The following is a 24,326-nucleotide window of genomic DNA, read 5'->3' on the forward strand; positions in this document are numbered from 1 at the left end:
ATTTGTTTCCAGTGGTTGTGAGCCACTCACAATGCCGGGTCACGGTGATACCCATGGTGTGGCCAGTTGTAGCTTGATGAGATAACGCTCCTCTGTGGGATTCTGTTCATCCTTGAAGCGATTAACCGCCATCATCACTTGATATTTGTTTCCAGCCTGCCAATAAGACGTACCGCCTTTGTCCACATTCCGTAATAGGGCGCGCCATTCAGGCGTGTCGGCAAACGGAGGGTCGTAATTAACTCGGATGGGTATCCAGCCACCCTTGCGCCATTGCTCCTGCAAATCCAGCACGACCTTGAGGGTATCGTCGAGCAATAGCGGCTCAATCTGAGGGGACAAACTGACATTTTCGACTCGTTCATTTTTGAAGCTAATCATAAAAAAACGAGCTGGGGGGGTTACGAATCCGTATTGAGGGTCTGCGAGGCGAAGGTGGGCATCAGACTTTGGCAATCTTGCCCAAATTTCTCCGGGAATGGCGGGGTCGATCATTGCGCTGGAGCGCTGGCGCATGTCTTCCCAAGATTCACCAGGTATCAACGCTATTTCCGGTTCGTCGGCAAAAAGACGGACCGTCCCCCATACCAGAAGTGCGGCAGCGACTAGCCCAAGCCCTGCACGTTGCCAACCTATTGACCCGAGCCGGTTCATTGGACGCCTTGGCCTTTGGCGATATCGTCAATGGCCTGTTCGACTAGATGCCGCTCAGTGCTGTGCAACAGTTCGTCAAACTGCGCAGCTGCTTTAAGCACGAAGGTCATACGTTGATCGATATCGGACAAATTGGCGGTGGGGTCGGCTATCAACTTTCCGCCGGGCGCAATGAAGTCTTCGGCTTGTTTTTGGTAAAAACGCCAGTTTCTCTCACAGGCGGACTCGATTGTTTCTGTGAGCCCTGGGGAGGGGACAGGGGTCGAGGTGACGTTTGCAGGGCGCGTTGCGGCGGGTGTGCGCGCTGCTGTTTCTAAGGTGGAGGCTCCGCTGTTTGTGGTCGTTTGCGGTGCAGCCATTGGTTGTATAGGCGCTATCGAGCTGGGCGCAACAGTGGTGTACTGGGTAGTTGAGCCATAGACCACATGGTCAGGACATCCGCAGAGCACCCTATCACCTGTAGCGACGTAGGGCTGTTGTTCGGACCAGTCGAAAGCTGTCCCATTAATAGCGAACTCTCCTTTGCATTTGTTACATCGAGCAAGATCGCCAGTTTGAGCAATGGCTTTATTGCCTTCGAACCACGTGGCCGAGGCTGATATGACATTACCGTATGTGGTTGCGTCTCCAAGACAGGCAAGTGCTCTCAATCAGAGTTCCTCTGCAATTACATACTGAATAATCCGCTCAGGCTGTTACGGCTCAGGCTCAAGGCCTTTGAGCGTTTGGGCTACATCCCTCTTTTCACCTCTGCGAGAGCTGATACCTGATGAATTTCGGCCGGTGACAATAAGTGGGGGATGTAACCCACAAGCAGAACCCTGGAGCGGTGGTTATCAGAAGTAAATAGGACGTTTCCCAAAGTCACTCATTCACAACGGATTGGGTTGATCAGCAGGGCCTAATCAGCGCGCGATTGGACCGCACTCGTCTTTTTAAAGGACGATCGAACCTTGCTGGCCGTAGGTGTTCACAGCAGGGGCGTCGTTTATTTACCGGAACGGTGTACCTTGCGCGCCCCCGGGCAGCGTCTGAGCTGTTAAGCAAAATAATCCCCGGAATCAGGCCGTATCGCCTGTCCGGAACCGTTCACCCAGGACTATCATGCCGATAGCCCTGTCTCTCACTGCAAGGAGCCGCTCGGAACGCCGATGCGCCAAATCTGGAAATCTTTTCGAGCCCTTTATTTCGCCTCCTTGATGATGCTGATCGGCTCCGGCCTGCTCAGTACTTATCTGGCCTTGCGCCTGGCGGCCGATAACGTCGACAGCCTGTGGGTCGGTGCGCTGATGGCGGCTAACTACTTCGGCCTGGTGCTGGGCGGCAAGATCGGGCACCGCCTGATTGCCCGTGTCGGGCATATTCGGGCCTATGCCACCTGTGCCGGTATCGTCGGTGCGGCGGTGCTGGGCCATGGTTTGGTCGACTGGTTGCCGGCCTGGATCGTGCTGCGGGTGATCGTGGGCCTGGGCATGATGTGCCAGTACATGGTGATCGAAAGCTGGCTCAATGAGCAGGCTGACGCCAAGCAGCGTGGCGTGGTGTTCAGCGGTTATATGATCGCGTCTTACCTGGGCCTGGTGTTGGGCCAGCTGATTCTGGTCATGCACCCCCAGCTCGGCCTTGAGCTGCTGATGCTGGTCGCGCTGTGCTTTGCTCTGTGCCTGGTGCCGGTGGCGATGACGCGACGTATCCACCCGGCGGCCTTGCACCCGGCGCCGATGGAGCCGCGGTTCTTTATCAAGCGCGTGCCGCAGTCGCTGAGTACGGTATTGGGTGCGGGGTTGATCGTCGGTTCTTTCTACGGTTTGGCGCCGCTCTACGCATCCCAGCAAGGGCTGACGACCGAGCAGGTTGGTTTGTTCATGGGTAGCTGCATTTTTGCCGGGCTGTTGGTGCAGTGGCCGTTGGGATGGCTGTCGGATCGTTATGATCGCGCGCTGCTGATCCGCTGCTTCGCCTTGTGCCTGGCGGTGGCGGCATTGCCGCTGGCGATCATGACCCAGGTGCCGCTGGAGGTGTTGTTCGTCGCGGGCTTCCTGTGTTCCCTGGTGCAGTTCTGTCTGTACCCGCTGGCCGTGGCGTTTTCCAATGACCATGTGGAGGGCGATCGTCGGGTGTCGCTGACGGCGATGTTATTGGTGACGTACGGCGTTGGCGCGAGTATCGGGCCGTTGCTGGCGGGTGTGGTGATGAAGATGTTCGGCAGCCAGATGCTCTATGCGTTTTTCAGTTTGTGCGCGTTGATCCTGGTTTGGCGTATCCGGCCAAAAGCAGTCACCAATCTGCACCAGGTGGAAGATGCGCCCCTGCACCACGTGGCGATGCCCGACAGCATGTCCAGTTCGCCGCTGGTTGCTGCGCTGGATCCGCGGGTGGATGAGGCGGTGGTGCAGGAGCAGATGCAGACTGCCGCGCCTGAGCCTGAGGTCGATGGTGAGCAACCCCCAGCAGAGGAGCCGAGCGCTGAAGTGCCGGCCGAGCAGCCCGACCCGGACGAGCATCCCCATGACTTGAGCAGGGCGCGCCCCTGAATGCAAAAACGGGCAGATCCCTAAAGGATCTGCCCGTTTTTTTGTGGCGCTCTTTACGTATTAGAAATCATCGTCTTTGTCGAAGCGTCGTGCTTCACGTTGCAACTGGTACACAAAGCGTTCGACCTGACGCTGCACCAGCCCACTCATGTTGTGGAAGCGCACACCGGCAAAGGTCGTGTTGATCCTTTCTTCGAAGTGCAGGTAACGCAGTTCGACCGCTGTGGTCATGCTGCCGAAGGGCAGGGCGGCGATAAAGCGATCGTAGACCTGGCCCAATTGCAGGCGCTCGGAGATATCGCCCTCAAAGCGCAGTTTGCAGCCGGTGGCGGAGATATCCAGCAGTTTGCCGTTGACCGGCGCCTTCAGTTTTTCGCCACCCAATTCGATATTGACCAATTGCGCAAGCTTCAACGCGGCGCGGAAAGCGTTGCGGCGCTGATGGTAGACCACTTCTTGCGGCAAGCTGCCGGTGTAGATGCGGTGACCATCCTTCTCGCTGATGCTCAGGGTGCCGTTGCTTTCCCAGGCCACGCGTACACCATCGTGAAAGCCTTCAATGCGAAAGGGCTCGCCGTTTTCCAGATAACGCTCGCCGTCGCGCGGGATCATCTCATCAAGGGCCAGCATGTTGCCGTCGCGATTGACGTCCACCAGGTAGCTCTGGAAGCGCTGGCTGCGTTCGTGGAAGGTGATGATCAGCGGGTCATGGCTGTCTTGCAGCATCCGCAAGGTGCCGGCGATTTCCAGAGGCGTGGTGAGCACCTTGGGTGGCTGCGGAGCATCTTCCGCATTAAGGGCGTTGAACACGGTTCTTCCATCTCCAGACAAAATACGACTACACGCAAGAACCGGCATTTTGCCAGCATGTGGCGCGCCTTGGATAGGGCGCTCTGTAAACCGGTGTCAGGCTTGGCTGCGGGTGCTTGGCTTGACCAGCCGCGAGGTGGAACCCTGCGCGTTATACAGCGCCGGTGGCTCTCCGCCGTGGAGTATGCGCAACTGGTTGGCAGTCGTGGCTTGCTGAAGCTGGATCGACTGGCCGTTAAGCAGGTTGGCTTCCTGGCACTGGGTGAGCAATTGATTGAGTTCTTTGCTTTGGGAAAGCAGCTGTTCGCCGACCGAGGAGTGGCTCGCCAGTTGGGCCAGGCCGTCGTGGTCTGCCGGCAGGCCGAGGCTGCTAAGGATTTGGCTGCGTTTTTTGCCGTGCTGTTCCAGCAGGACAATCAGCGACTGCTTGCGCGCCAGAATCTCTTCCAGCAGCGGCATATCCCGGCCATAGAGGGCCAGGGATTCTTCTTTGAGCAGCTCGAGCAGTTGTTGCGTCGGCGCTAGATCATCAATGATCAGTTGCAGCAAATTTTCGTCGTGATGCATGGCTGGCCTTGGGGTTTAAGCGTCCAAAAGCCCTGCGCAGGCCTTTGCCTAGCGCTCGGCTTCGAAGTTAAGCAGCTTGCTGGCTACACGGTTGCTGTCGACTTGATAGCTGCCATCGGCGATTGCCTGTTTCAACTCGGCCACGCGGGCTTTATTGACCACCGGTTGATCGCGCAGCGAGTCAGTGACCTTCTGCAACTGTTGAGCCTCATTGCTCAGGTGTACGGATTCCCCGCTCTGGCTGACGCTGGCCTGTTCTGCCTTGGCGGGCAGAGGCTGGGCCTTGGCTTCAACATTTTCCTTGGCACCGGAAGTACGCGCAGTGCCTGACGTTGACGGGGTGTTATTCAAACGGCTGAAATCGATGACCATGATAAAAAAAACCTCTGGGTATTTGGACGCTTGCCATGTTTTCGGCCATACCCGGACAAACTTTAGGCGCGAATGACAATAAATCTACGCACAGACTCCCGCGTGCACAGTGTAGGAAAACCCCGCGTCCTGTACCAGTAATCTATAAAGCGACCTCCACTTGGCCCGGTGCCGTGACCCGCGCCTTGATCACGCGGTTGGAGTTTAGGTTCTTGACGCGAATCTGCTCGCTCATGCCGCCGTTGGAGAGGGCTTCGCCGGGCATTTTCACGCTCAGCCCACCGCTGCTGGCGGATATGACCACCTGATCGCCCTTGCGAATGACCTCGGCCTGCTCCAGATGTACCAGGGTAAGCACCTGATCAGTGACCACTGGTCGGGTCAATCGCTGGCCGACGGCCTGATCCACCGACGTCAGGTAGCCCTGGTTGATCAGGCTGATGTCGCGTTCACGCAACACAATGTCTTCAAAACCGATGATGCCGGTACGTTTCAGGGGGCGCGCCACCACGACTACATCGCGGAACAGCTTGACCTGGGCCGGCACAAATACGGTCCAGGGCGAGGTGCCATCACAGCGCACCCGCACTGTGACCCGGCCAATGGGCTGGGCCGGGCTTTCCAGGGTTGCTGTCAATTCCTTGTCGCACATTGGCATGCGCAGACGGGGGTCCAGTTGGTTGACTTGAATCTCATAACGCCCCGGCGTCTGTGTGGTCGCCAGATAATCTTCTACAGTGAACTCAAGAAACCCCTGAGTGACGCCGATAAGTAGATCAGGCAAGGTGACGTTGTCTGCGCGGGCCGCGCTGTTCAGGCAGACAGCAAGCAACGCCACCGAGGCGCAGAGCAATCTGCGGTAACGTGGAAATCGAAGGCGTCGGGAAACTGTCGTTTTAATGTCCATGGCCAATAAATAGCAAAGCTCGTGCCGTTTAGTCGTGGTGGCGCGCTGCCGTGTAGGTTCCGCCAAAGGTTTTAGCGTAGGAGTAAGGGCATGGCAGGTGTAATGGATTCAGTAAACCAGCGCACACAGCTGGTAGGGCAGAATCGCCTGGAGTTGTTGCTTTTTCGTCTGGATGGCAAGCAGCTGTATGGCATTAACGTGTTCAAGGTGCGGGAAGTGTTGCAATGCCCCAAGCTGACGATCATGCCCAAGTCCAGCCCGGTGGTGTGTGGCGTGGCCAACATCCGTGGCGCGACCATCCCGATTCTCGACTTGGCCCTGGCGACCAGTTCGGCAGGCCTGCAGGATCGTGAGAACCCGTTCGTGATCATTACCGAATACAACACCAAGACCCAGGGTTTCCTGGTGCGCTCGGTGGAGCGCATCGTCAACATGAACTGGGAAGAGATCCATCCGCCGCCCAAGGGCACCGGCCGCGATCACTACCTCACTGCAGTGACGCGCGTCGACAACCAGTTGGTGGAAATCATCGACGTGGAGAAGATCCTCGCCGAAGTGGCGCCAACCTCGGAATCGATCTCCGTGGGCGTGGTGGATGCCGAGACCGCGCACAAGGCGATCTCGCTGCGAGTGCTCACGGTGGATGACTCCTCGGTGGCGCGCAAACAGGTGACCCGTTGCCTGCAGACCGTCGGCGTGGAAGTGGTGGCGCTCAATGATGGCCGCCAGGCGCTGGATTACCTGCGCAAACTGGTGGATGAGGGCAAGAAGCCGGAAGAAGAATTCTTGATGATGATTTCCGACATCGAGATGCCGGAAATGGATGGCTATACCCTCACGGCCGAGATACGTAGCGATCCACGCATGCAAAAACTGCATATTGTCCTGCATACTTCGTTGTCGGGCGTATTCAACCAGGCGATGGTCAAGAAGGTCGGTGCCGATGACTTCCTGGCCAAATTCCGTCCTGATGACCTGGCATCCCGGGTAGTCGACCGGATCAAGGCAGCAGAATAACAGCCAGGGTCTTCTCCCTGGCGGTCATACGATTTTAGAGGCGGTATCAGTGTCTACAGGTAATTTGGATTTTGAACAGTTCCGGGTCTTCCTGGAAAAGGCCTGTGGCATATTGCTCGGTGAAAACAAGCAATACTTGGTATCCAGTCGTCTTAATAAACTGATGGAACAGCAGGGCATCAAATCCCTGGGTGAGTTGGTTCAACGGATCCAGGGTCAGCCGCGCAGTGGCCTCAAGGAAATGGTGGTCGATGCCATGACCACCAACGAAACCCTGTGGTTTCGTGACACCTACCCCTTTGAAGTGCTCAAGAGCAAAGTGCTCCCGGAGGCCATCAAGGCCAGCCCGGGCCAGCGCCTGCGTATCTGGTCGGCGGCCTGTTCCTCGGGGCAGGAACCGTATTCCATCTCGATGGCCATCGATGAGTTCGAGCGGACCAACATGGGGCAGTTGAAGGCCGGGGCGCAAATTGTCGCCACTGATCTGTCGGGCACCATGCTCAACAACTGCAAGACCGGTGAGTACGACAGCCTGGCTCTGGGGCGCGGTTTGTCTCCGGAGCGCCTGCAGCGGTACTTCGACTCCAAAGGTGCGGGGCGCTGGGCGATCAAGGCACCGATCAAGAGCCGTGTGGAGTTTCGCTCGTTCAACCTGCTCGACAGCTACGCCAGCCTGGGCAAGTTCGACATGGTGTTTTGCCGCAACGTGCTGATCTACTTCTCGGCCGAGGTGAAGAAAGACATCCTGTTGCGCATCCACGGCACGCTCAAGCGTGGCGGCTATCTGTTCCTGGGTGCTTCGGAAGCGCTGAACGGCCTGCCGGATCACTTCCAAATGGTGCAGTGCAGCCCTGGGATCATCTACCAGGCCAAGTAAGCCCGAGTTCACTCGATCAATGTGGGAGCTGGGCTTGTGTGGGAGCAGGGCTTGCCCGCGATGCAGGCGCCTCGGTTTGTCATTTAAACCGAGGTGATGCAATCGCAGGCAAGCCAACGCCCACACAAGTCCACTCCCACATTTTTTTGCGGCAAATCCCAGTAAAGCGGCAACCCCCCATTGCCGCTTTACTGGCGCCACGCGGAAACCCGTTGCCGCTTTTCTGGCATTGCCGCCAGCAAGCGCCCCGCAAACCCTTGATATACGGGCCCTCGAAGAATTGGCATGCACCTTGCTATAACCCTGTTAACGAACAGCAGGTCAGCCTAAAGGTTTCCGCCATGAGCATCAGCTTCGATAAAGCGCTCGGTATCCACGAACAAGCCCTGGGCTTCCGCGCCCAGCGTGCCGAAGTCCTGGCCAACAACATTGCCAACGCCGATACCCCGAACTACAAGGCTCGGGACCTGGACTTCTCCGCCGTGCTCGCCGCGCAGCAGGACAAGACCAAAAACGGCACCTTCGCCTTGAATATGACCAACAGCCGTCATATCGAAGCGCAAGGCCTGAGCAGTGGTGACGAGTCGCTGCTGTATCGCACGCCGATGCAGCCGTCGATCGACCAGAACACCGTCGACGCCCAGTTGGAGCAATCGAACTATGCCGAGAACTCGGTGAACTTTCAGGCCAGCTTTACCCTGCTCAACAGCAAATTCAAAGGGCTGATGTCAGCCCTGCGTGGAGAGTAAGCCATGTCCCTGTCCAGTGTTTTCAATATTGCCGGTAGCGGCATGAGCGCCCAGACCACGCGTCTGAACACCGTCGCCAGTAACATCGCCAACGCCGAGACCGTGTCTTCGAGCATTGACCAAACCTACCGCGCCCGTCACCCGGTGTTCGCCACCATGTTCCAGGCGGGCCAGAACGGCGGTAGCGACTCGTTGTTCCAGGAACAGGATGCCGCCGGCAAAGGCGTGCAGGTGCTTGGCGTGGTCGAAGATCAGAGCAACCTCGAAGCGCGCTACGAGCCTAACCACCCGGCGGCGAACGAAAAAGGCTACGTGTATTACCCGAACGTCAACGTGGTCGAGGAAATGGCAGACATGATTTCCGCCAGTCGCTCGTTCCAGACCAACGCGGAAATGATGAACACCGCCAAAACCATGATGCAGAAGGTCCTGACCCTGGGTCAGTGATAAGGGGCGCCAACGAATGGCCATTGTTGATACCACGACCAACTCAGCGGTCCAGGACCTTTTCAACTCCAAGGTCCAGACCGCGACAAATAACAGCAGTGTCAGTGACGCTTCCAAGACGGCGACGGGAAGCCAGTCGCTGGGCAAGGATGCATTCCTGCAACTGCTGGTGACTCAACTGAAAAACCAGAACCCGCTGTCGCCTCAGGACAACGGCGCTTTCGTGGCCCAGCTGGCGCAATTCAGCAGCCTGGAAGGCATCAACACCCTGAACGACTCGGTGAATAACATCTCGAGCAACTTCAGTTCGTCGCAGGCACTGCAAGCGTCTTCGCTGGTTGGGCGTTCGATCATCACCCAGACCGACAAAGCCTTGGTGGATACCAGCAAGAGCATGACCGGTTCGGTGGCGGTGACGGCGGCGACGGGCAACGTCTCGATCAAGATCACCGACAAAGACGGCAGCGTGGTGCGCACCATCGATATGGGCGCTCAAAGCGCAGGTACCTCGGACTTTATCTGGGATGGCAAGAACGACGATGGAGAGGTTGCCCCAGCCGGCACCTACACCTTTGCGGCCACGACCAAGAATGACAAGGGCGACTCGGTGGCCCTGGCAACGTCACTGCCGGCAACCGTGACCAGCGTGACGTTAAGCAAGACCGGCGGCGAAATGCTGCTGAACCTTGCAGGTGGCATGGGCAGCGTCAAGCTGTCGCAAATTCAGACTATTGGTACATAGAGCCGGCTAGATACGGCAGAGGGAGAGAAACATGTCTTTTAATATCGGCCTTAGCGGTCTCTATGCGGCCAACAAACAACTGGACGTGACCGGCAACAACATCGCCAACGTTGCGACCACAGGCTTCAAATCGTCACGGGCGGAATTCGCCGACATCTACGCGGCGTCCAAACTGGGTACCGGCCAGAACAGCATCGGCAACGGTGTGAACCTGGCGGCCGTGTCCCAGCAGTTCACCCAGGGTGACGTCAACGGCAGCGGCGGCGTGCTGGACATGGCGATCCAGGGCGGCGGCTTCTTCGTGCAGAAGGGCAGTGACGGTTCGCTGGAATACACCCGCAGCGGTGCCTTCCGTGCCGACAAAGACGGCTTTATCACCAACAACACTGGCACCTCACGCCTGCAAGGCTACGCGGCGGATGACGACGGCAAGATCATCAAGGGCGGCCTGACCGACCTGCAACTGAACCTGTCGTACCTGCCGCCGAAGGCGTCCACCAAAGTGGACTCCACCAGCAACCTGAATTCGTCGGAGCCGGTGATCAATCAGACCACCAAACCGTTTAACCCAAGTGACGCCACCACCTTCACCACCCAATACAGCACCACTCTGTATGACTCTCAGGGCAACTCCCACGAGATGGTGCAGTACATGGTGAAAACCGACGCCAACGAGTGGAGCGCCTACACCCTGATCGACGGCCGTAACCTTGATGGTTCCAAGCCTACGACTACCGGCACCACAGCGCCTGTGCCGTCCATCATTACCTTTGATGGTGCCGGCAAACTCAAGGACGTCGTGACCGCCGGTGTCAGCGGTAAGACCCTGACGCTCACCGGCTGGGTTCCGGGTTCGGTGACTGACGGCGTGTGGACGCCAAACGAAGCCACCGCCGGGCCTATCGCCGTCAACATGGGCAATATCACCCAGTACAACTCGGCCAGCTACCGCAACCCGCCGACCACCGATGGCTACGCCACCGGCCAGATCACCGGCCTGAAGATCGACGGCAACGGCGTCTTGTTCGCCACGTTCAGCAACCAGCAGAGCAAGGCCATCGGCCAGATTTCCCTGGCCAGCTTCAACAACGAACAGGGTTTGCAGCCTGCGGGCAGCACCGCCTGGAGAGAGACCTTTTCGTCGGGCCAGCCGGGTTTCGACACCCCGCAAGCCGGTACATTGGGTTCGATCGTGGCCAACTCCCTGGAGAACTCCAACGTCAACCTGACCAACGAGCTGGTGGACCTGATCAAGGCACAGAGCAACTACCAGGCGAACGCCAAGACCATCTCCACCCAGAGCACCATCATGCAGACCATCATTCAGATGACGTGATGCGGTCGGCCTGACGTTCTCCCCCCTGAAAACCCCTCTGATGAGGGGTTTTTTTTGGCCTGTCATTTGGCAGCCGGTGCCATTCCCACAGATGCCCGGTTACCAGATGACAGACGTGCGTTGGAACCGACTACAGCCGACTTCCCACTTATCAGGCCGAGAGATATTCGATCCTGTCATAAGAAGGTAAGTCGTTATGTGGAGTGCATTGGCGCCCAGTCACGGGGCTGGAGGTGTGCGGTATGACCTGGGGGGCGTCAGCCGTTCAGACGACAAGAAGCATGACGTGGATGCCAGTAAAGGCGCGGTCGTTGATCTTCTGAAGCAACTTGATGATGCCGAGAAAACCTCCAAGAGCCAGACCGTACGGGATCTGCGCGACAAACTGAATGAACAGCGCAAGACGCTTGGCGATGAAAAATTCAAGGAGATCCTTGAGCAGATCCGGAAGGATTCCTTGGAAGACTTACTCGCTCGCCTTAAAAAACTGTTTCCGGACTTGTTCCCGGACGAGCCGGGTCCCGCACCGTCGCCAGCACCTTCTCCCGGTGGTGGTGGTGGTGGTGGTGGTGGTGGTGGTGGCGTCAACCCCAGTCACTTCGGTCCCCGCAAATCCATGAGCAATCTGCCAATTACCGCGGGCTCCCGGCACTTCAACTACAAACCTGATCGCAGTAATCCCGGGAAAAAGCCTGACAATATCTGGAGTGGGTTCAGCCAGGGCCCGGACGGTAACTGCGTCACTGTTTCAGCGATAAAAGGCGCCATGATGAAATTTGGCCAGAAACCCACCGACGTTTTCAGGGAGGTGAAAGAGACGGGGCAGGGCTACAAGGTGACCATGCGCGATGGTTTCGAACTGGATTTATCCAAGGAGGAATTGAAGCAGGCGGCCCGATACGCCCAGTTCAAAGGGGATAACCCCGCCATGATGACCGATGCCAACTTTATGTTCGCGGTGAGTGCCAAGCGGGCCCAGATGGAAGGGAACGGCCTGGACGACAACCCCCATGAATCAAGAAGAAGTTTTGCCCATGCCATGCACAGTTTGAACAACGGTGAAATGCCCCATGAAGCGTTGGATCGCCTTGGGTTGAAAGGTCTTTACAGACAATCTTCCAGTGGTGAACTCGCGAGTGGCAGGCTGGGTGTAGTGGCTTATGACGGCCATTCAATGGCGGTTATTGGCGGGCGGGTGGAGTTATGGGGAGATCAAGGCGGCGCGCCGAAGTTAGGAATTGCCTACGCCTTTCTGTAGGGCGCTGAACGAACAAAGCCCGATAAACCCTATGCAGCTTGGGTCTATCGGGCTTGTTTAATCCAGGGCGTTCAAGCCCTGGATTGGCTCAGCTTATTGGCAAGCTTCGCAATCCGGCTCGTCAATCGCACAGGCCTTCGGCACTGGGGCCGGACCGGCTGGCGCTGCGAGTACCGAATCATCACCGTGGTTGCCGCTGGACACAGCGTTCAGCTTGCCGGTGTTGATGGTTGACTTCTCGGTGCTGGTCGCAGCCAGGGCACGGAGGTAGTAGGTGGTTTTCAGGCCACGGTACCAGGCCATGCGGTAGGTCACGTCCAGTTTCTTGCCCGAAGCGCCGGCGATGTACAGGTTCAGGGACTGAGCCTGGTCGATCCACTTCTGACGACGGCTGGCGGCGTCAACGATCCACTTGGTGTCTACTTCGAAGGCCGTCGCGTAGAGCTCTTTGAGTTCTTGCGGGATGCGTTCGATCTGCTGCACCGAACCGTCGTAGTACTTCAGGTCGTTGATCATGACCGAGTCCCACAGGCCACGAGCCTTGAGGTCGCGAACCAGGTACGGGTTGATCACGGTGAATTCGCCCGACAGGTTCGATTTCACATACAGGTTCTGGTAGGTCGGTTCGATCGACTGCGATACGCCGGTAATGTTGGCGATGGTGGCGGTCGGTGCGATGGCCATGATGTTGGAGTTACGAATACCTTTCTGCACACGGGCGCGTACCGGCGCCCAGTCCAGGGATTCGTTCAGGTCAACGTCGATGTACTTCTGACCACGGGCTTCGATAAGGATCTGTTGCGAGTCCAGCGGCAGGATGCCTTTGGACCACAGCGAACCCTGGAACGTCTCGTAGGCGCCGCGCTCGTCGGCCAGGTCGCAGGAAGCCTGGATCGCGTAGTAGCTGACCGCTTCCATGGACTTGTCGGCGAACTCGACCGCCGCATCCGAACCGTAAGGAATGTGCTGCAGGTACAAAGCGTCCTGGAAGCCCATGATGCCCAAGCCGACTGGACGGTGCTTGAAGTTGGAGTTCTGCGCCTGTGGCACCGAGTAGTAGTTGATGTCGATAACGTTGTCGAGCATGCGTACTGCGGTGTTGACGGTGCGTTCCAGCTTGGCGGTGTCCAGCTTGCCGTTGACGATGTGGTTCGGCAGGTTGATCGAGCCCAGGTTGCAAACGGCGATCTCGTCCTTGTTGGTGTTCAAGGTGATCTCGGTGCACAGGTTCGAGCTGTGGACCACGCCCACGTGCTGCTGCGGGCTGCGCAGGTTGCACGGGTCTTTGAAGGTCAGCCATGGGTGGCCGGTTTCAAACAGCATGGACAGCATTTTGCGCCACAGGTCTTTGGCCTGGATGGTCTTGAACAGCTTGATCTTGCCAGGGTACTGGGCCAGTGCCTCGTAGTACTCGTAACGCTCTTCGAACGCTTTGCCGGTCAGGTCGTGCAGGTCCGGCACTTCGGAAGGCGAGAACAGGGTCCACTGGCCGTCGTCGAAGACACGCTTCATGAACAGGTCAGGGATCCAGTTGGCGGTGTTCATGTCGTGGGTACGACGACGATCATCACCAGTGTTCTTGCGCAGCTCGATGAACTCTTCAATGTCCATGTGCCAGGTTTCCAGGTAGGCACACACGGCGCCTTTGCGCTTGCCGCCCTGGTTGACCGCTACGGCGGTGTCGTTCACGACTTTGAGGAACGGCACAACGCCCTGGGACTTGCCGTTGGTGCCCTTGATGTAGGAGCCCAGTGCACGTACCGGGGTCCAGTCGTTGCCCAGGCCGCCGGCGAATTTGGACAGCATGGCGTTGTCGTGGATCGCGTGGTAGATGCCCGACAGGTCATCCGGCACGGTGGTCAGGTAGCAGCTCGACAGCTGTGGACGCAGGGTGCCGGCGTTGAACAGGGTCGGAGTCGACGACATGTAGTCGAAGGACGACAGCAGGTTGTAGAACTCGATCGCACGGTCTTCTTTGTGCTTCTCTTCGATCGCCAGGCCCATGGCCACGCGCATGAAGAACACTTGCGGCAGTTCGAAGCGGATCCCGTCCTTGTGGATGAAGTAACGGTCGTACAGGGTTTGCAGGCCCAGGTAGGTGAACTGCTGGTCACGTTCGTGGTTGATGGCCTTGCCGAGCTTTTCCAGGTCGAAGGTGGCCAGGATCGGGTTCAGCAATTCGAACTCGATACCCTTGGCGATGTAGGCAGGCAGCGCCTTGGCGTACAGGTCGGCCATTTCGTGGTGAGTGGCGCTGTCGGCCACGCCCAGGAAACCCAGGCCTTCGGCACGCAGGGTGTCCATCAGCAGGCGCGCGGTCACGAACGAGTAGTTCGGCTCACGTTCAACCAGGGTGCGGGCGGTCATCACCAGTGCGGTGTTGACGTCGGTCAGGGCCACGCCGTCGTACAGGTTTTTCAGGGTTTCGCGCTGGATCAGATCACCGTCGACTTCTTCCAGGCCTTCGCAGGCCTCGGTGATGATGGTGTTCAGGCGGCCCAGGTCCAGCGGCGCAAAGCTGCCGTCGGCCAGGGTGATGCGGATCGATGGGTGCGCTTGCACGGCTTCGGCGGCCGGTGCGTGCACGGCACGTTCCTTGGCGCGCGAATCGCGGTAGATCACGTAGTCACGGGCGACTTTCTGTTCGCCGGCACGCATCAGGGCCAGTTCGACCTGGTCCTGGATTTCTTCGATGTGGATGGTGCCGCCCGACGGCATGCGACGCTTGAACGTCGCGGTGACTTGTTCAGTCAGGCGGGCAACGGTGTCGTGGATGCGCGACGAAGCGGCAGCGGTGCCGCCTTCAACTGCAAGAAACGCTTTGGTGATGGCGACGGTGATTTTGTCATCGGTGTAAGGAACGACAGTGCCGTTACGCTTGATCACGCGCAGTTGGCCAGGTGCAGTGGCGGACAGATCCATATTCGAATCAGCGGCCTGCGGCACGGAGCCTTGCGGGTTCTCGCGAGTTGTGTCGGTTTGCATGGGGGGTTGTCTCCACATTCTATATTTATTTGGGCACCATCACGGTGCCCACCGTTCCGTCCTGAAGCACTTACAGCAGGCCTGGGCCTGGCATAACAACTTCGGGACAGGAGGAAGGGAGCTGTTCGCGCCGCTTCCATGCCGAAGTCTTCGGTTCGGGGCGGCTACGCCCTTTGCCGTATTACTGATGGGTGACAGTCGCCAGCTTCAAGCACTGCAACACCCGTACCGTTTTTCGCTATTGGAGCGTGAAAGCGGTTGCCATCCGCTTGAGCGGTTTGGGCTTTCAAAAAATGCTTGGCTCAGACCGAACAGGAGCAAGAAAGGTCTTGAATTTCTCGTCTGATTTGTGTTGGGTCTTTTCGCTCAAAACCCTATATGTAGGGTTTTTTTTGCGCCGAGGTACAAGATAATGCGTTTTGGGGGGCTTAGCAACGCACGACCTGTGGATAACGCTGTGGGTAAAATGTGTATGAAACGTGGAACGTCCGTGTAGGCCGCGTTACTGCTGGAGTCGGCCGTTTGTCACCGAATATTCCAAGATAAAAACAGCGGGTTGGATTTTTGAGGGCGCGAACCCTATCACAAAAAAATGCGATCACCGAATGGATTTCCCGGCTTGTGTTGAAGGGTTCGGCCATGGCTACAATCGACCTCTGTTATGCCCTCAAAACATGACAAAGAGGGTATGCCTGGTGAAAAGCACATTCGACTGCGTCGGCCTGAAAAACTGCTTATAACAATGAGGACAACGCATGGAGCATGAAGCGTGGCAAATCCTGATCGTCGAGGACGACGAGCGATTGGCCGACCTGACCCGCGACTACCTGCAGAGCAATGGCCTGTGCGTGTCGATTGAACGTGACGGCGCCCTGGCCGCTGCGCGGATCATCGCCGAGCAACCCGATCTGGTGATCCTCGACCTGATGCTTCCCGGCGAAGACGGCCTGAGTATTTGCCGCAAGGTGCGTGAGCGCTATGACGGCGTGATCCTGATGTTGACCGCGCGCACCGACGACATGGATCAGGTGTTGGGCCTGGACATGGGCGCCGACGACTATGTGTGCAAACCCGTGCGCCCGCGCCTGTTGCTGGCGCGCATCCAGGCGTTGCTGCGGCGCAGCGAACCGGCTGAGCCCGCAGCCGTGGAAAACCAGCGCCGCCTGCAATTCGGGCCACTGGTGGTGGACAACGCCCTGCGCGAAGCCTGGCTGCACGACGGCGGCATCGAACTGACCAGCGCCGAATTCGACTTGCTGTGGCTATTGGTGGCGAATGCCGGGCGTGTCCTGTCCCGCGAAGAAATCTTTATCGCCTTGCGCGGCATCGGCTACGACGGCCAGGACCGCTCCATTGATGTACGCATCTCACGGATTCGCCCGAAAATCGGCGACGACCCTATTCATCCTCGCCTGATCAAGACCATCCGCAGCAAAGGCTACCTGTTCGTCCCCGAAGCTGCCGCCGATATGCCACTGTGAACTCGATTTTCCTGCGCATCTACGGCGGTATGTGCGCGGCGCTGATCCTGGTGGCGCTGCTGGGCGTGCTGGCATTGCATCTGCTCAACGAGGTGCGCAGCGGCCAGTACCGCGAACGCCTGGCCCACGGCACCTTTGCGTTGATGGGCGATAACCTGCAGCCCATGAGCGCCATCGAACGCCAGCGCGCCTTGGCGGTGTGGGAGCGCTTGCTGGGAATTCCCCTTGAACTGCGCAGCCTCACCGAGGCGCAACTGGACCTCAGCCAGCGCAACCGCCTGCAGCGCGGCCAGGTGTTGGTCGAGCAGACCGGGCCCCATGCTGCTCGGGTCTTGCGCCTGGTCAGTGACAAGGAGCAGTGGGTGCTCACCGGGGAGGTGCAGCAGATCAGCGAGCAACTGGCCCGTGCGACCATTTACCTGCTCGCCGACGAATTGGTGCGCTACCCCGTGGCCGAGCAGCCGCAACGGCTGGCGGATATAAAAGACGCCAAGGGTTTTGGTTTTGACATGCATTTGATGACGCTCGACCAGGCGGATATGGACGAGGACCAGCGTCGGCGTGTGTCGGAAGGCGACACGGTGATGGCCCTGGGCAAGGGCGGTGACTCGATCCGAGTGTTGGCCGGCATGGTCGGCACGCCTTGGGTACTTGAGCTGGGCCCCTTGTATCAAATGAACCCATATCCGCCTCAATGGCTGATTCTGATCGCCTTGATCGGTCTGACCTTGATCGGGTTGATCGTTTATCTATTGGTGCGCCAGCTTGAGCGCCGCCTGCTGGGCCTGGAAGCCGCCGCTACGCGTATCGCCAAAGGCAACCTGCAAGTGCGTGTACCGGCTCGCGGCGCCGACTCGGTAGGGCGCCTGGCCGCCGCATTCAATGGCATGGCCGAGCATTTGCAGCAATTGCTGGCGATCCAGCGCGAACTGGTGCGCGCGGTGTCCCACGAGCTGCGCACGCCGGTGGCGCGCCTGCGTTTTGGCCTCGAGATGATCGGCGAAGCGGCCACCCCCGAGGCGCGCCGCAAGTACCTGGAAGGCATGGACAGTGATATTCAGGACCTCGACGGCCTGGTGGACGAAATGCTCACCTATGCCAGGCTGGAGCAGGGCGCGCCGGAATTGAATTTCCAGCGTGTGGACCTTGACGCCCTGCTCGATCAAGTGATCGGCGAATTATCGCCACTGCGCCCGCAGGTCAACGTTGCTCGGGGGATTTGCCTGTCGTCGGCGCATTGGGACGATGCCTGGGTCGATGCCGAACCCCGCTACCTGCACCGTGCGCTGCAAAACCTGGTGAGCAATGCCATGCGCCATGCCCAGGGCCACGTCTTGATCAGTTATCAGGTAGGCCAGGTGCGTTGCCGCATCGATGTGGAAGACGACGGCCCCGGCGTGCCGGAAAGCGCCTGGGAGCGCATCTTTACGCCATTCCTGCGGCTGGACGACAGCCGCACCCGCGCCTCCGGTGGGCATGGCCTGGGCTTGTCGATTGTGCGGCGGATTATTTACTGGCATGGCGGGCGGGCGTTGATCAGCAAGAGCAATAACCTGGGTGGGGCATGCTTCAGTTTGAGTTGGCCCAGGGATCAGGAAAAAGTCTGAGCCGGGATCGCCACCAGGCTCAGCAACTGCCCGTCATGCACGGTGAATTGCGCCGACAACTGCTTGCCATGGCACCACTCACCCGACAGGTCTGTCAGCAATCGCAGCCTGACGGCCCCCGAATCGGACCATTCCAGCACCTCGGCGTGCTCAAAGTAGAAGCGCTTTTGCACGATAGGATAGAGCGCCTTGAACAGGCTTTCCTTGACTGAAAACGTGAGCGTCACCCACTGGGCAATCTGCTCGCGCGGCAAGTGGGCCAGGCGTTGCAGTTCGTCGGCGGTGAGGATTTCCCCGGCCAGACGCTCGGCCCGTTCCAGGCTCAGCACGTTCTCCACGTCCATCCCCAGACCGCGCCAGTGCGTCTTGTGCCCGACAATTGCTGCGGCATGCCCGGTGCTGTGGGTGATGGAACCGGTGATAGAGGCGGGCCATACCGGCGCACGGTCTTCGCCGATCGCGGGGATGCAGTCTGGATGACCGAGCTGTTGCAAGGCGGCCCGTGCGCACAGGCGACCGGCCAGAAACTCGGCCTGACGCTTGGCCACCGAACGCTGGATGCTTGCCGGTGGCAGCACGGCGCAGCGCTGGAAATCAGCGGCCGTCAATAAGGCGGGATCGAAGCGGGTGCTCAGAAACACCGTGCCCGGCAAAGGTTCGGGCAGCGGCCAATGGGCGTCGAGTGGGGTGCAGCAAGCGGGTAAGGGCGTCATGCCCGGTATTTTGCCGAGTTGGCGCGCGCGAGGATAGCCCGCCACGGTGAGAGGCCTGTTCAGGGGGAGTTCAGGGGCGTTTGCGTAGGCTGGTCCCAACAGCCAAAACGCGTATGAGGTAGCACCATGACTGCGATCAAAAAGCTGATGTTGGCGTTAACCCTGCTCAGTGCCACCGCCGGGGCCCAGGCCTCGGAGGGCGCATTCGCCGAATTCGGCAGGGAAAAAACCAAGAAACCCAGTAGCCTGATCCATCGTGTGAGCGTCGAAAATGCCGCCGTTCTGTCTTCGCCCTGGGGGCAGTCCCTTGGCTTCACCACACCGCAGCCGGCGTACCGCGCGGGTTATGCGCACCTGACTGCACAGTTCAACGGCATTAAACTGCGCCCGCAAGATCTGCAGGGCCGCTATGATGTCACTCTGTCGGACAGTTGATTTGCTTTGGAGAGCCTTATGAAATTGCTGGTGGTGGAAGATGAGGCGCTGCTGCGCCATCACCTGTTTACCCGCCTGACCGACAGCGGCCACGTGGTCGAAGCCGTGGCCAACGCCGAAGAGGCCCTGTACCAGACCGGCCAATTCAATCATGACCTGGCGATCATCGACCTGGGCCTGCCCGGCATGGGCGGCCTGGACCTGATCCGGCAGTTGCGCGCCCAGGCCAAGACTTTCCCGATCCTGATCCTCACCGCGCGCGGTAACTGGCAGGACAAGGTCGAGGGCCTGGCCGCCGGCGCCGACGACTACGTGGTCAAGCCATTCCAGTTCGAGGAACTGGAAGCGCGCATGAACGCCTTGTTGCGCCGCTCCAGCGGGTTCACCCAGTCGACCATCGTCGCCGGGCCTTTGCTGCTGGACCTCAACCGCAAGCAGGCGTGCCTGGATGAGCAGCCGTTGGCATTGACCGCCTACGAATACCGCATCCTCGAATACCTGATGCGCCATCACCAACAGGTTGTCGCCAAGGACCGCTTGATGGAACAGCTCTACCCCGATGACGACGAGCGCGATCCAAACGTGATCGAAGTGCTGGTCGGCCGCCTGCGTCGCAAGTTGGAAGGTCCGGCCGGGTTCAAGCCGATCGACACCGTGCGCGGCCTGGGCTACCTGTTCAATGAGCGCTGCCGTTGATTCGTTCTTTACGTGTGCGCCTGATGCTGGCGGCCGCCACCTTGGCCGTGCTGTTTATGCTGGCCTTGTTGCCCGCCATGCAAGGTGCGTTCAGCCTGGCGTTGCAGGACTCCATTGAACAACGCCTCGCGTCGGACGTGACCACCCTGATTTCCGCCGCGCGGATCGAAAACAATCGCCTGCAGATGCCGGCGCAGTTGCCCGACGAGCGCTTCAACCTCGCCGATAGTCGGCTGCTCGGTTATATCTACGACCGTGAAGGCCACCTGGTATGGCGCTCGCGGGCGACTCGCGAAGAAAACATCAACTACAAGCCGCGCTACGACGGGCGCGGTAACGAATTTGCGCGGATCCGCGAGGCTGACGGCCAGGAGTTCTTCGTATATGACGTCGAGGTCAGGTTGCTCGGCGGCAAGAGCGCGGCGTTCAGTATCGTGGCCCTGCAACCGGTGCGCGAATACCAACTGACCCTCGAAGGCCTGCGCGAAAACCTTTACCTGGGCTTCGGTGCCGCGTTGCTGGTGTTGCTGACCTTGCTGTGGCTGGGCCTGACCTGGGGCCTGCAAGCGTTGCGACGCTTAAGCCAGGAGCTTGACCAGATCGAAGGCGGCACCCGCGAAAGCCTCTCCGAGCAGCACCCTCGCGAATTATTGCGCCTTACCGGTTCCCTCAACCGCTTGCTGCACAGCGAGCGGGAGCAGCGCGCGCGTTACCGCGATTCGCTGGATGACCTGGCCCACAGTCTGAAAACCCCGCTCGCCGTGTTGCAGGGCGTGAGCGAAGACATGGCCCAGCGCCGCGAAGAGCGCGATCAGGCTTGGGTGCTGCAATCGCAGATCGAGCGCATGAGCCAGCAGATCGGCTACCAGTTACAGCGCGCCAGCCTGCGCAAAAGCGGCCTGGTACGCCATCAGGTTCGCCTGGAGCCGGTACTGCAAAGCCTTTGCGATACGTTGGGCAAGGTGTACCGCGACAAAGACGTGGCGGTGTCCTTTGACTTGCCGCAGGCCTGTGATGTGCCGATCGAGAAGGGCGCGTTGCTTGAGTTGCTCGGCAACCTGCTGGAAAACGCCTATCGGCTGTGTCTGAGCGAGGTGCGTATCAGCCTGGTGGAAAGCCTCGAAGGCATCGAGTTGTGCATCGAGGATGACGGTCCAGGCGTGCCGCCGGACCAACGTGCGCGAATTCTGCAGCGCGGTGAACGGCTGGACCGCCAGCACCCTGGTCAGGGTATCGGGCTGGCAGTGGTCAAGGACATCATCGAAAGTTACGGTGCGCGGCTGACGCTGGGGGATTCGCCGCTGGGCGGCGCCGCATTCAAGATTCACTTCCCCGCACTCTAGTGTTCCTGCGCGCGATAGGCGCCGGGGGTCAGCCCTGTCCACTTCTTGAAGGCCCGATGAAACGCCGACGGTTCGGAAAACCCCAACTGCTCGGCGATCTCCTGTAACGACAAGTCCGCACGCCCCAGGTGGTAGATGGCGATGTCCCGCCGCAGCTCATCCTTGAGCGCCTGAAAACTGGTGCCTTCCTCGCGCAGATGCCGACGCAGGGTTTGCGGACTGATGTGCAGATGCTGGGCGACGGCTTCCAGGTCCGGCCACGGCGTTCGGTCGCGGCTGAGCAAGCGGCGTAACTGGCTGCTCAAGCTATCGCCTTCGTCCGGGCGTGAGAGCAGGTCGGCGGGGGAGCGCTCAAGAAAATGCTTGAGGGTGCGTTCGTCCTGCAACAGTGGCAGGCTCAAGTAGCGAGCGGGAAACACCAGGCTGCTGATCGGTGCGCCGAATACTAGAGGGCAGGGAAACAGCAGGTCGTATTCAGCGGCGTGGGCCGGCATCGGGTAGCTGAATGTGGCCTGATGCAACCGGATACGCTGGCCGATCAGCCAACTGCCCAGGCGATGCCAGATCACCAGCAAGCACTCGCTGAGGAAGTGATCCGGGTCCCAGAGCGGTGAGTCGTCCAGGCTCAGGCGCGCCATTTCGCCTTCCCGTGTCAGCTGCCAGCGCGGACCTTGTGGGAATAAGCCATAAAATAATAAGCCGCGTTCCAGAGCCTTCTCCAGGGTGCGGCAGTGGATCAGTGCGTGGCACATCATGGCGAAGGTGCCGCGCTTACTCACGCCATCGGCGAATCCCAGGTATTCGTCGTCCAGCGCCAGCCAGAGCATTTGCAGCAGGCGGGTAAATTGCTCCGGGGCGATGCGGGCGCGGGGTTCGCTGAGCAATTGCGGGGTGATACCCGCCTGCTGCAGCAACTCCGAGCAATCGTAGCCGACCCGACGCGCACCGCCGAGGGCTGCTCGGGCGTAATGACTGGCGATGGTACGTTCACGCATGCGGGGCCCTCGTCCATGGAAGCGCGGATGTTAGTCACCGTCGGGCTGGGCGACAAGGCGGATATCCGCCAAATTGTAGGACGTGATGGGTTGGTGCGGCGGAAATCCGCCAACTGATTGGGGCTTGGGAGGACGTCCGAAAACCCACAACCCTGATGTCTAAAGGCCTTTGGCGGTTTTCGGAGAAGTGGCACGGCGTTTGCGATAAGGACTACAGCGCAGGCCTGGTCCTACAGGTCTCGCAAACAACAAATCCCTCCAGTGCAGGAGGGTTCGCAATTCAAGTGTCGTGGGCAATGGCGGATATTTGCCACACGGGACGATTGAGGAATTTTGCAATGACGACTCGTCAGCCAATCTACAAATCCCTGTATTTCCAGGTGATCGTTGCAATCGTTATCGGTATTTTGCTCGGTCACTTCTACCCGCAAACCGGTGTGGCGCTCAAGCCGCTGGGTGACGGGTTTATCAAACTGATCAAAATGGTCATCGCCCCGATCATCTTCTGCACCGTTGTCAGCGGCATCGCTGGCATGCAAAGCATGAAATCGGTCGGCAAAACCGGCGGCTACGCGCTGCTGTACTTCGAAATCGTCTCCACCATCGCCCTGCTGATCGGCCTGGTCGTGGTCAACGTTGTGCAACCGGGCGCCGGCATGCACATCGACGTTGCGACCCTGGACGCTTCCAAAGTCGCGGCTTACGTGACGGCCGGTAAAGACCAGAGCATCGTTGGCTTTATCCTCAACGTCATTCCTAACACTATTGTCGGCGCGTTCGCCAACGGCGACATCCTGCAAGTGCTGATGTTCTCGGTGATCTTCGGTTTCGCCTTGCACCGCCTGGGTGCCTACGGCAAGCCGGTGCTGGACTTCATCGATCGCTTTGCCCACGTGATGTTCAACATCATCAACATGATCATGAAGCTCGCGCCAATCGGTGCCCTGGGCGCCATGGCCTTCACCATCGGTGCCTACGGTGTGGGTTCGCTGGTGCAGTTGGGCCAGTTGATGATCTGCTTCTACATCACCTGCATTCTGTTTGTGCTGGTGGTGCTGGGTGGTATCTGCCGCGCTCACGGTTTCAGCGTGTTGAAGCTGATCCGCTACATCCGTGAAGAGCTGTTGATCGTGCTGGGCACTTCCTCCTCCGAGTCCGCACTGCCACGCATGCTGATCAAGATGGAGCGTCTGGGCGCGAAGAAATCCGTGGTCGGCCTGGTGATCCCGACTGGCTACTCGTTCAACCTGGACGGTACGTCGATCTACCTGACCATGGCGGCCGTGTTCATCGCTCAGGCGACTGATACCCACATGGACATCACCCACCAGATCACCCTGTTGCTGGTGCTGCTGCTGTCCTCCAAAGGCGCTGCCGGTGTAACCGGTTCGGGCTTCATCGTGTTGGCGGCAACCCTGTCGGCGGTTGGCCATCTGCCGGTTGCCGGCCTGGCGCTGATTCTGGGTATCGACCGCTTCATGTCCGAAGCCCGCGCGCTGACCAACCTGGTGGGTAACGCCGTTGCCACCATCGTTGTGGCCAAGTGGGTCAAGGAGCTGGACACCGACAAGCTGCAAAGCGAGCTGGCGTCCGGCGGTACCGGTATTTCCGAAACCCGCGAAGTCGATGACCTCGGCGTAGCCGAAGGCCCTGCACCGGCCGTCAAGTAAACGGCTGATGGCGTGAACTTACGCTGACCGTTACCCACAAACGCCCCGACTGGTTCGGGGCGTTTGCGTTTCTGCGCGGGCACTTTTGAGCGACTTTGCTTTACAGTAAATAAATATGTCATCAACAACGC

The 24,326-nt window shown here is 59.1% G+C and carries 23 protein-coding genes; 14 read left to right on the top strand and 9 right to left on the bottom strand.

Annotated features, from left to right (window positions below; all coding sequences use genetic code 11):
* Positions 1-39 precede the first annotated feature (39 nt).
* Both KZX66_RS22065 and KZX66_RS22070 read right to left on the bottom strand, forming a co-directional pair.
* On the bottom strand, positions 40-654 hold the full coding sequence (locus KZX66_RS22065) for a hypothetical protein (RefSeq protein WP_248083379.1): 615 nt from the start codon (positions 652-654) through the stop codon (positions 40-42).
* Positions 651-1,304, bottom strand: coding sequence for a PAAR domain-containing protein (locus KZX66_RS22070; RefSeq protein ID WP_248083380.1), 654 nt, complete (start codon positions 1,302-1,304; stop codon positions 651-653). Before KZX66_RS22070 ends, KZX66_RS22065 begins: the two co-directional genes overlap by 4 nt.
* Before the next feature lie 501 nt (positions 1,305-1,805).
* Between KZX66_RS22070 and KZX66_RS22075 the strand changes: the two genes are divergently transcribed.
* Complete coding sequence (locus tag KZX66_RS22075) at positions 1,806-3,188, top strand: MFS transporter (protein ID WP_248083381.1); 1,383 nt, start codon at positions 1,806-1,808, stop codon at positions 3,186-3,188.
* Positions 3,189-3,248: 60 nt separating this feature from the next.
* Here the strand turns inward: KZX66_RS22075 and KZX66_RS22080 are convergent, their stop codons facing one another.
* The 4 genes from KZX66_RS22080 to flgA all read right to left on the bottom strand — a co-directional run bounded on the left by KZX66_RS22080 (position 3,249) and on the right by flgA (position 5,844).
* A complete protein-coding gene (locus KZX66_RS22080) occupies positions 3,249-3,998 on the bottom strand; it encodes a flagellar brake protein (protein WP_248083382.1) in 750 nt (249 codons plus the stop codon).
* Positions 3,999-4,094: 96 nt separating this feature from the next.
* A complete protein-coding gene (locus tag KZX66_RS22085) occupies positions 4,095-4,565 on the bottom strand; it encodes a flagellar protein FlgN (RefSeq protein ID WP_248083383.1) in 471 nt (156 codons plus the stop codon).
* Positions 4,566-4,613: 48 nt separating this feature from the next.
* Positions 4,614-4,937 (bottom strand): flagellar biosynthesis anti-sigma factor FlgM, encoded by a 324-nt coding sequence (flgM, locus tag KZX66_RS22090; RefSeq protein ID WP_248083384.1) that lies wholly within the window; start codon positions 4,935-4,937, stop codon positions 4,614-4,616.
* Positions 4,938-5,079: 142 nt separating this feature from the next.
* The gene (gene flgA, locus KZX66_RS22095; protein ID WP_248083385.1) at positions 5,080-5,844 is read right to left on the bottom strand and encodes a flagellar basal body P-ring formation chaperone FlgA; all 765 of its coding nucleotides are present in this window, start codon (positions 5,842-5,844) and stop codon (positions 5,080-5,082) included.
* A 90-nt stretch (positions 5,845-5,934) separates the two neighbouring features.
* Here flgA and KZX66_RS22100 point away from each other — a divergent pair, with 90 nt between their 5' ends.
* The 7 genes from KZX66_RS22100 to KZX66_RS22130 all read left to right on the top strand — a co-directional run bounded on the left by KZX66_RS22100 (position 5,935) and on the right by KZX66_RS22130 (position 12,270).
* Positions 5,935-6,861, top strand: a complete 927-nt coding sequence (locus tag KZX66_RS22100; RefSeq protein WP_248083386.1) for a chemotaxis protein CheV — start codon at positions 5,935-5,937, stop codon at positions 6,859-6,861.
* A gap of 49 nt (positions 6,862-6,910) precedes the next feature.
* Positions 6,911-7,738: a protein-glutamate O-methyltransferase CheR gene (gene cheR, locus KZX66_RS22105; protein WP_248083387.1), complete on the top strand. Its 828-nt coding sequence runs from the start codon at positions 6,911-6,913 to the stop codon at positions 7,736-7,738.
* A 341-nt stretch (positions 7,739-8,079) separates the two neighbouring features.
* Positions 8,080-8,487 carry a flagellar basal body rod protein FlgB gene (gene flgB, locus KZX66_RS22110; RefSeq protein ID WP_057726450.1) on the top strand — a complete coding sequence of 136 codons (408 nt, stop codon included), beginning with the start codon at positions 8,080-8,082 and terminating at the stop codon, positions 8,485-8,487.
* A 3-nt stretch (positions 8,488-8,490) separates the two neighbouring features.
* Positions 8,491-8,934 (top strand): flagellar basal body rod protein FlgC, encoded by a 444-nt coding sequence (gene flgC, locus KZX66_RS22115; RefSeq protein WP_003175632.1) that lies wholly within the window; start codon positions 8,491-8,493, stop codon positions 8,932-8,934.
* A gap of 16 nt (positions 8,935-8,950) precedes the next feature.
* Positions 8,951-9,676: a flagellar hook assembly protein FlgD gene (gene flgD, locus KZX66_RS22120; protein WP_248083388.1), complete on the top strand. Its 726-nt coding sequence runs from the start codon at positions 8,951-8,953 to the stop codon at positions 9,674-9,676.
* Between the two features lie 31 nt (positions 9,677-9,707).
* Positions 9,708-11,012, top strand: a complete 1,305-nt coding sequence (flgE, locus tag KZX66_RS22125; protein ID WP_248083389.1) for a flagellar hook protein FlgE — start codon at positions 9,708-9,710, stop codon at positions 11,010-11,012.
* Between the two features lie 286 nt (positions 11,013-11,298).
* Complete coding sequence (locus tag KZX66_RS22130; RefSeq protein ID WP_348983841.1) at positions 11,299-12,270, top strand: hypothetical protein; 972 nt, start codon at positions 11,299-11,301, stop codon at positions 12,268-12,270.
* A gap of 93 nt (positions 12,271-12,363) precedes the next feature.
* On the opposite strand, the gene KZX66_RS22135 is transcribed toward KZX66_RS22130, so the two are convergent.
* The gene (locus KZX66_RS22135) at positions 12,364-15,255 is read right to left on the bottom strand and encodes a ribonucleoside-diphosphate reductase subunit alpha (protein WP_248083391.1); all 2,892 of its coding nucleotides are present in this window, start codon (positions 15,253-15,255) and stop codon (positions 12,364-12,366) included.
* A 755-nt stretch (positions 15,256-16,010) separates the two neighbouring features.
* Here KZX66_RS22135 and KZX66_RS22140 point away from each other — a divergent pair.
* Entirely contained in the window at positions 16,011-16,736 is a 726-nt protein-coding gene (locus KZX66_RS22140; protein ID WP_248083392.1) for a winged helix-turn-helix domain-containing protein, read from the top strand.
* Complete coding sequence (locus KZX66_RS22145; RefSeq protein ID WP_248083393.1) at positions 16,733-18,343, top strand: ATP-binding protein; 1,611 nt, start codon at positions 16,733-16,735, stop codon at positions 18,341-18,343. The genes KZX66_RS22140 and KZX66_RS22145 overlap by 4 nt, the downstream gene beginning before the upstream one ends.
* On the opposite strand, the gene KZX66_RS22150 is transcribed toward KZX66_RS22145, so the two are convergent.
* A complete protein-coding gene (locus tag KZX66_RS22150; protein WP_248083394.1) occupies positions 18,328-19,056 on the bottom strand; it encodes a 4'-phosphopantetheinyl transferase superfamily protein in 729 nt (242 codons plus the stop codon). The genes KZX66_RS22145 and KZX66_RS22150 overlap by 16 nt on opposite strands.
* A 126-nt stretch (positions 19,057-19,182) precedes the next feature.
* Here KZX66_RS22150 and KZX66_RS22155 point away from each other — a divergent pair, with 126 nt between their 5' ends.
* The 3 genes from KZX66_RS22155 to KZX66_RS22165 are packed head-to-tail and all read left to right on the top strand — an operon-like array spanning position 19,183 to position 21,530.
* A complete protein-coding gene (locus KZX66_RS22155) occupies positions 19,183-19,491 on the top strand; it encodes a hypothetical protein (RefSeq protein WP_248083395.1) in 309 nt (102 codons plus the stop codon).
* 18 nt (positions 19,492-19,509) lie between these two features.
* Positions 19,510-20,187: a response regulator gene (locus tag KZX66_RS22160; protein WP_248083396.1), complete on the top strand. Its 678-nt coding sequence runs from the start codon at positions 19,510-19,512 to the stop codon at positions 20,185-20,187.
* The gene (locus KZX66_RS22165; RefSeq protein ID WP_248083397.1) at positions 20,184-21,530 is read left to right on the top strand and encodes an ATP-binding protein; all 1,347 of its coding nucleotides are present in this window, start codon (positions 20,184-20,186) and stop codon (positions 21,528-21,530) included. Before KZX66_RS22160 ends, KZX66_RS22165 begins: the two co-directional genes overlap by 4 nt.
* Here KZX66_RS22165 and KZX66_RS22170 read toward each other — a convergent pair.
* Positions 21,527-22,525 (bottom strand): AraC family transcriptional regulator, encoded by a 999-nt coding sequence (locus KZX66_RS22170; RefSeq protein ID WP_248083398.1) that lies wholly within the window; start codon positions 22,523-22,525, stop codon positions 21,527-21,529. The genes KZX66_RS22165 and KZX66_RS22170 overlap by 4 nt on opposite strands.
* A gap of 338 nt (positions 22,526-22,863) precedes the next feature.
* Between KZX66_RS22170 and KZX66_RS22175 the strand changes: the two genes are divergently transcribed.
* Complete coding sequence (locus KZX66_RS22175) at positions 22,864-24,195, top strand: dicarboxylate/amino acid:cation symporter (RefSeq protein WP_248083399.1); 1,332 nt, start codon at positions 22,864-22,866, stop codon at positions 24,193-24,195.
* The last annotated feature ends 131 nt before the right edge of the window (positions 24,196-24,326 follow it).

The sequence above is a fragment of the Pseudomonas sp. EYE_354 genome (assembly GCF_023148575.1).
Lineage (GTDB): Bacteria > Pseudomonadota > Gammaproteobacteria > Pseudomonadales > Pseudomonadaceae > Aquipseudomonas.

What these genes read in the sequence shown, in the direction of transcription:
- KZX66_RS22065 (WP_248083379.1), bottom strand. Translation starts at nt 654, where the DNA reads ATGAACCGGCTCGGGTCAATAGGTTGGCAACGTGCAGGGCTTGGGCTA.
- KZX66_RS22075 (WP_248083381.1), top strand. Translation starts at nt 1,806, where the DNA reads ATGCGCCAAATCTGGAAATCTTTTCGAGCCCTTTATTTCGCCTCCTTG.
- KZX66_RS22085 (WP_248083383.1), bottom strand. Translation starts at nt 4,565, where the DNA reads ATGCATCACGACGAAAATTTGCTGCAACTGATCATTGATGATCTAGCG.
- flgM (WP_248083384.1), bottom strand. Translation starts at nt 4,937, where the DNA reads ATGGTCATCGATTTCAGCCGTTTGAATAACACCCCGTCAACGTCAGGC.
- flgA (WP_248083385.1), bottom strand. Translation starts at nt 5,844, where the DNA reads ATGGACATTAAAACGACAGTTTCCCGACGCCTTCGATTTCCACGTTAC.
- KZX66_RS22100 (WP_248083386.1), top strand. Translation starts at nt 5,935, where the DNA reads ATGGCAGGTGTAATGGATTCAGTAAACCAGCGCACACAGCTGGTAGGG.
- flgB (WP_057726450.1), top strand. Translation starts at nt 8,080, where the DNA reads ATGAGCATCAGCTTCGATAAAGCGCTCGGTATCCACGAACAAGCCCTG.
- flgC (WP_003175632.1), top strand. Translation starts at nt 8,491, where the DNA reads ATGTCCCTGTCCAGTGTTTTCAATATTGCCGGTAGCGGCATGAGCGCC.
- flgD (WP_248083388.1), top strand. Translation starts at nt 8,951, where the DNA reads ATGGCCATTGTTGATACCACGACCAACTCAGCGGTCCAGGACCTTTTC.
- flgE (WP_248083389.1), top strand. Translation starts at nt 9,708, where the DNA reads ATGTCTTTTAATATCGGCCTTAGCGGTCTCTATGCGGCCAACAAACAA.
- KZX66_RS22135 (WP_248083391.1), bottom strand. Translation starts at nt 15,255, where the DNA reads ATGCAAACCGACACAACTCGCGAGAACCCGCAAGGCTCCGTGCCGCAG.
- KZX66_RS22140 (WP_248083392.1), top strand. Translation starts at nt 16,011, where the DNA reads ATGGAGCATGAAGCGTGGCAAATCCTGATCGTCGAGGACGACGAGCGA.
- KZX66_RS22150 (WP_248083394.1), bottom strand. Translation starts at nt 19,056, where the DNA reads ATGACGCCCTTACCCGCTTGCTGCACCCCACTCGACGCCCATTGGCCG.
- KZX66_RS22155 (WP_248083395.1), top strand. Translation starts at nt 19,183, where the DNA reads ATGACTGCGATCAAAAAGCTGATGTTGGCGTTAACCCTGCTCAGTGCC.
- KZX66_RS22160 (WP_248083396.1), top strand. Translation starts at nt 19,510, where the DNA reads ATGAAATTGCTGGTGGTGGAAGATGAGGCGCTGCTGCGCCATCACCTG.
- KZX66_RS22170 (WP_248083398.1), bottom strand. Translation starts at nt 22,525, where the DNA reads ATGCGTGAACGTACCATCGCCAGTCATTACGCCCGAGCAGCCCTCGGC.
- KZX66_RS22175 (WP_248083399.1), top strand. Translation starts at nt 22,864, where the DNA reads ATGACGACTCGTCAGCCAATCTACAAATCCCTGTATTTCCAGGTGATC.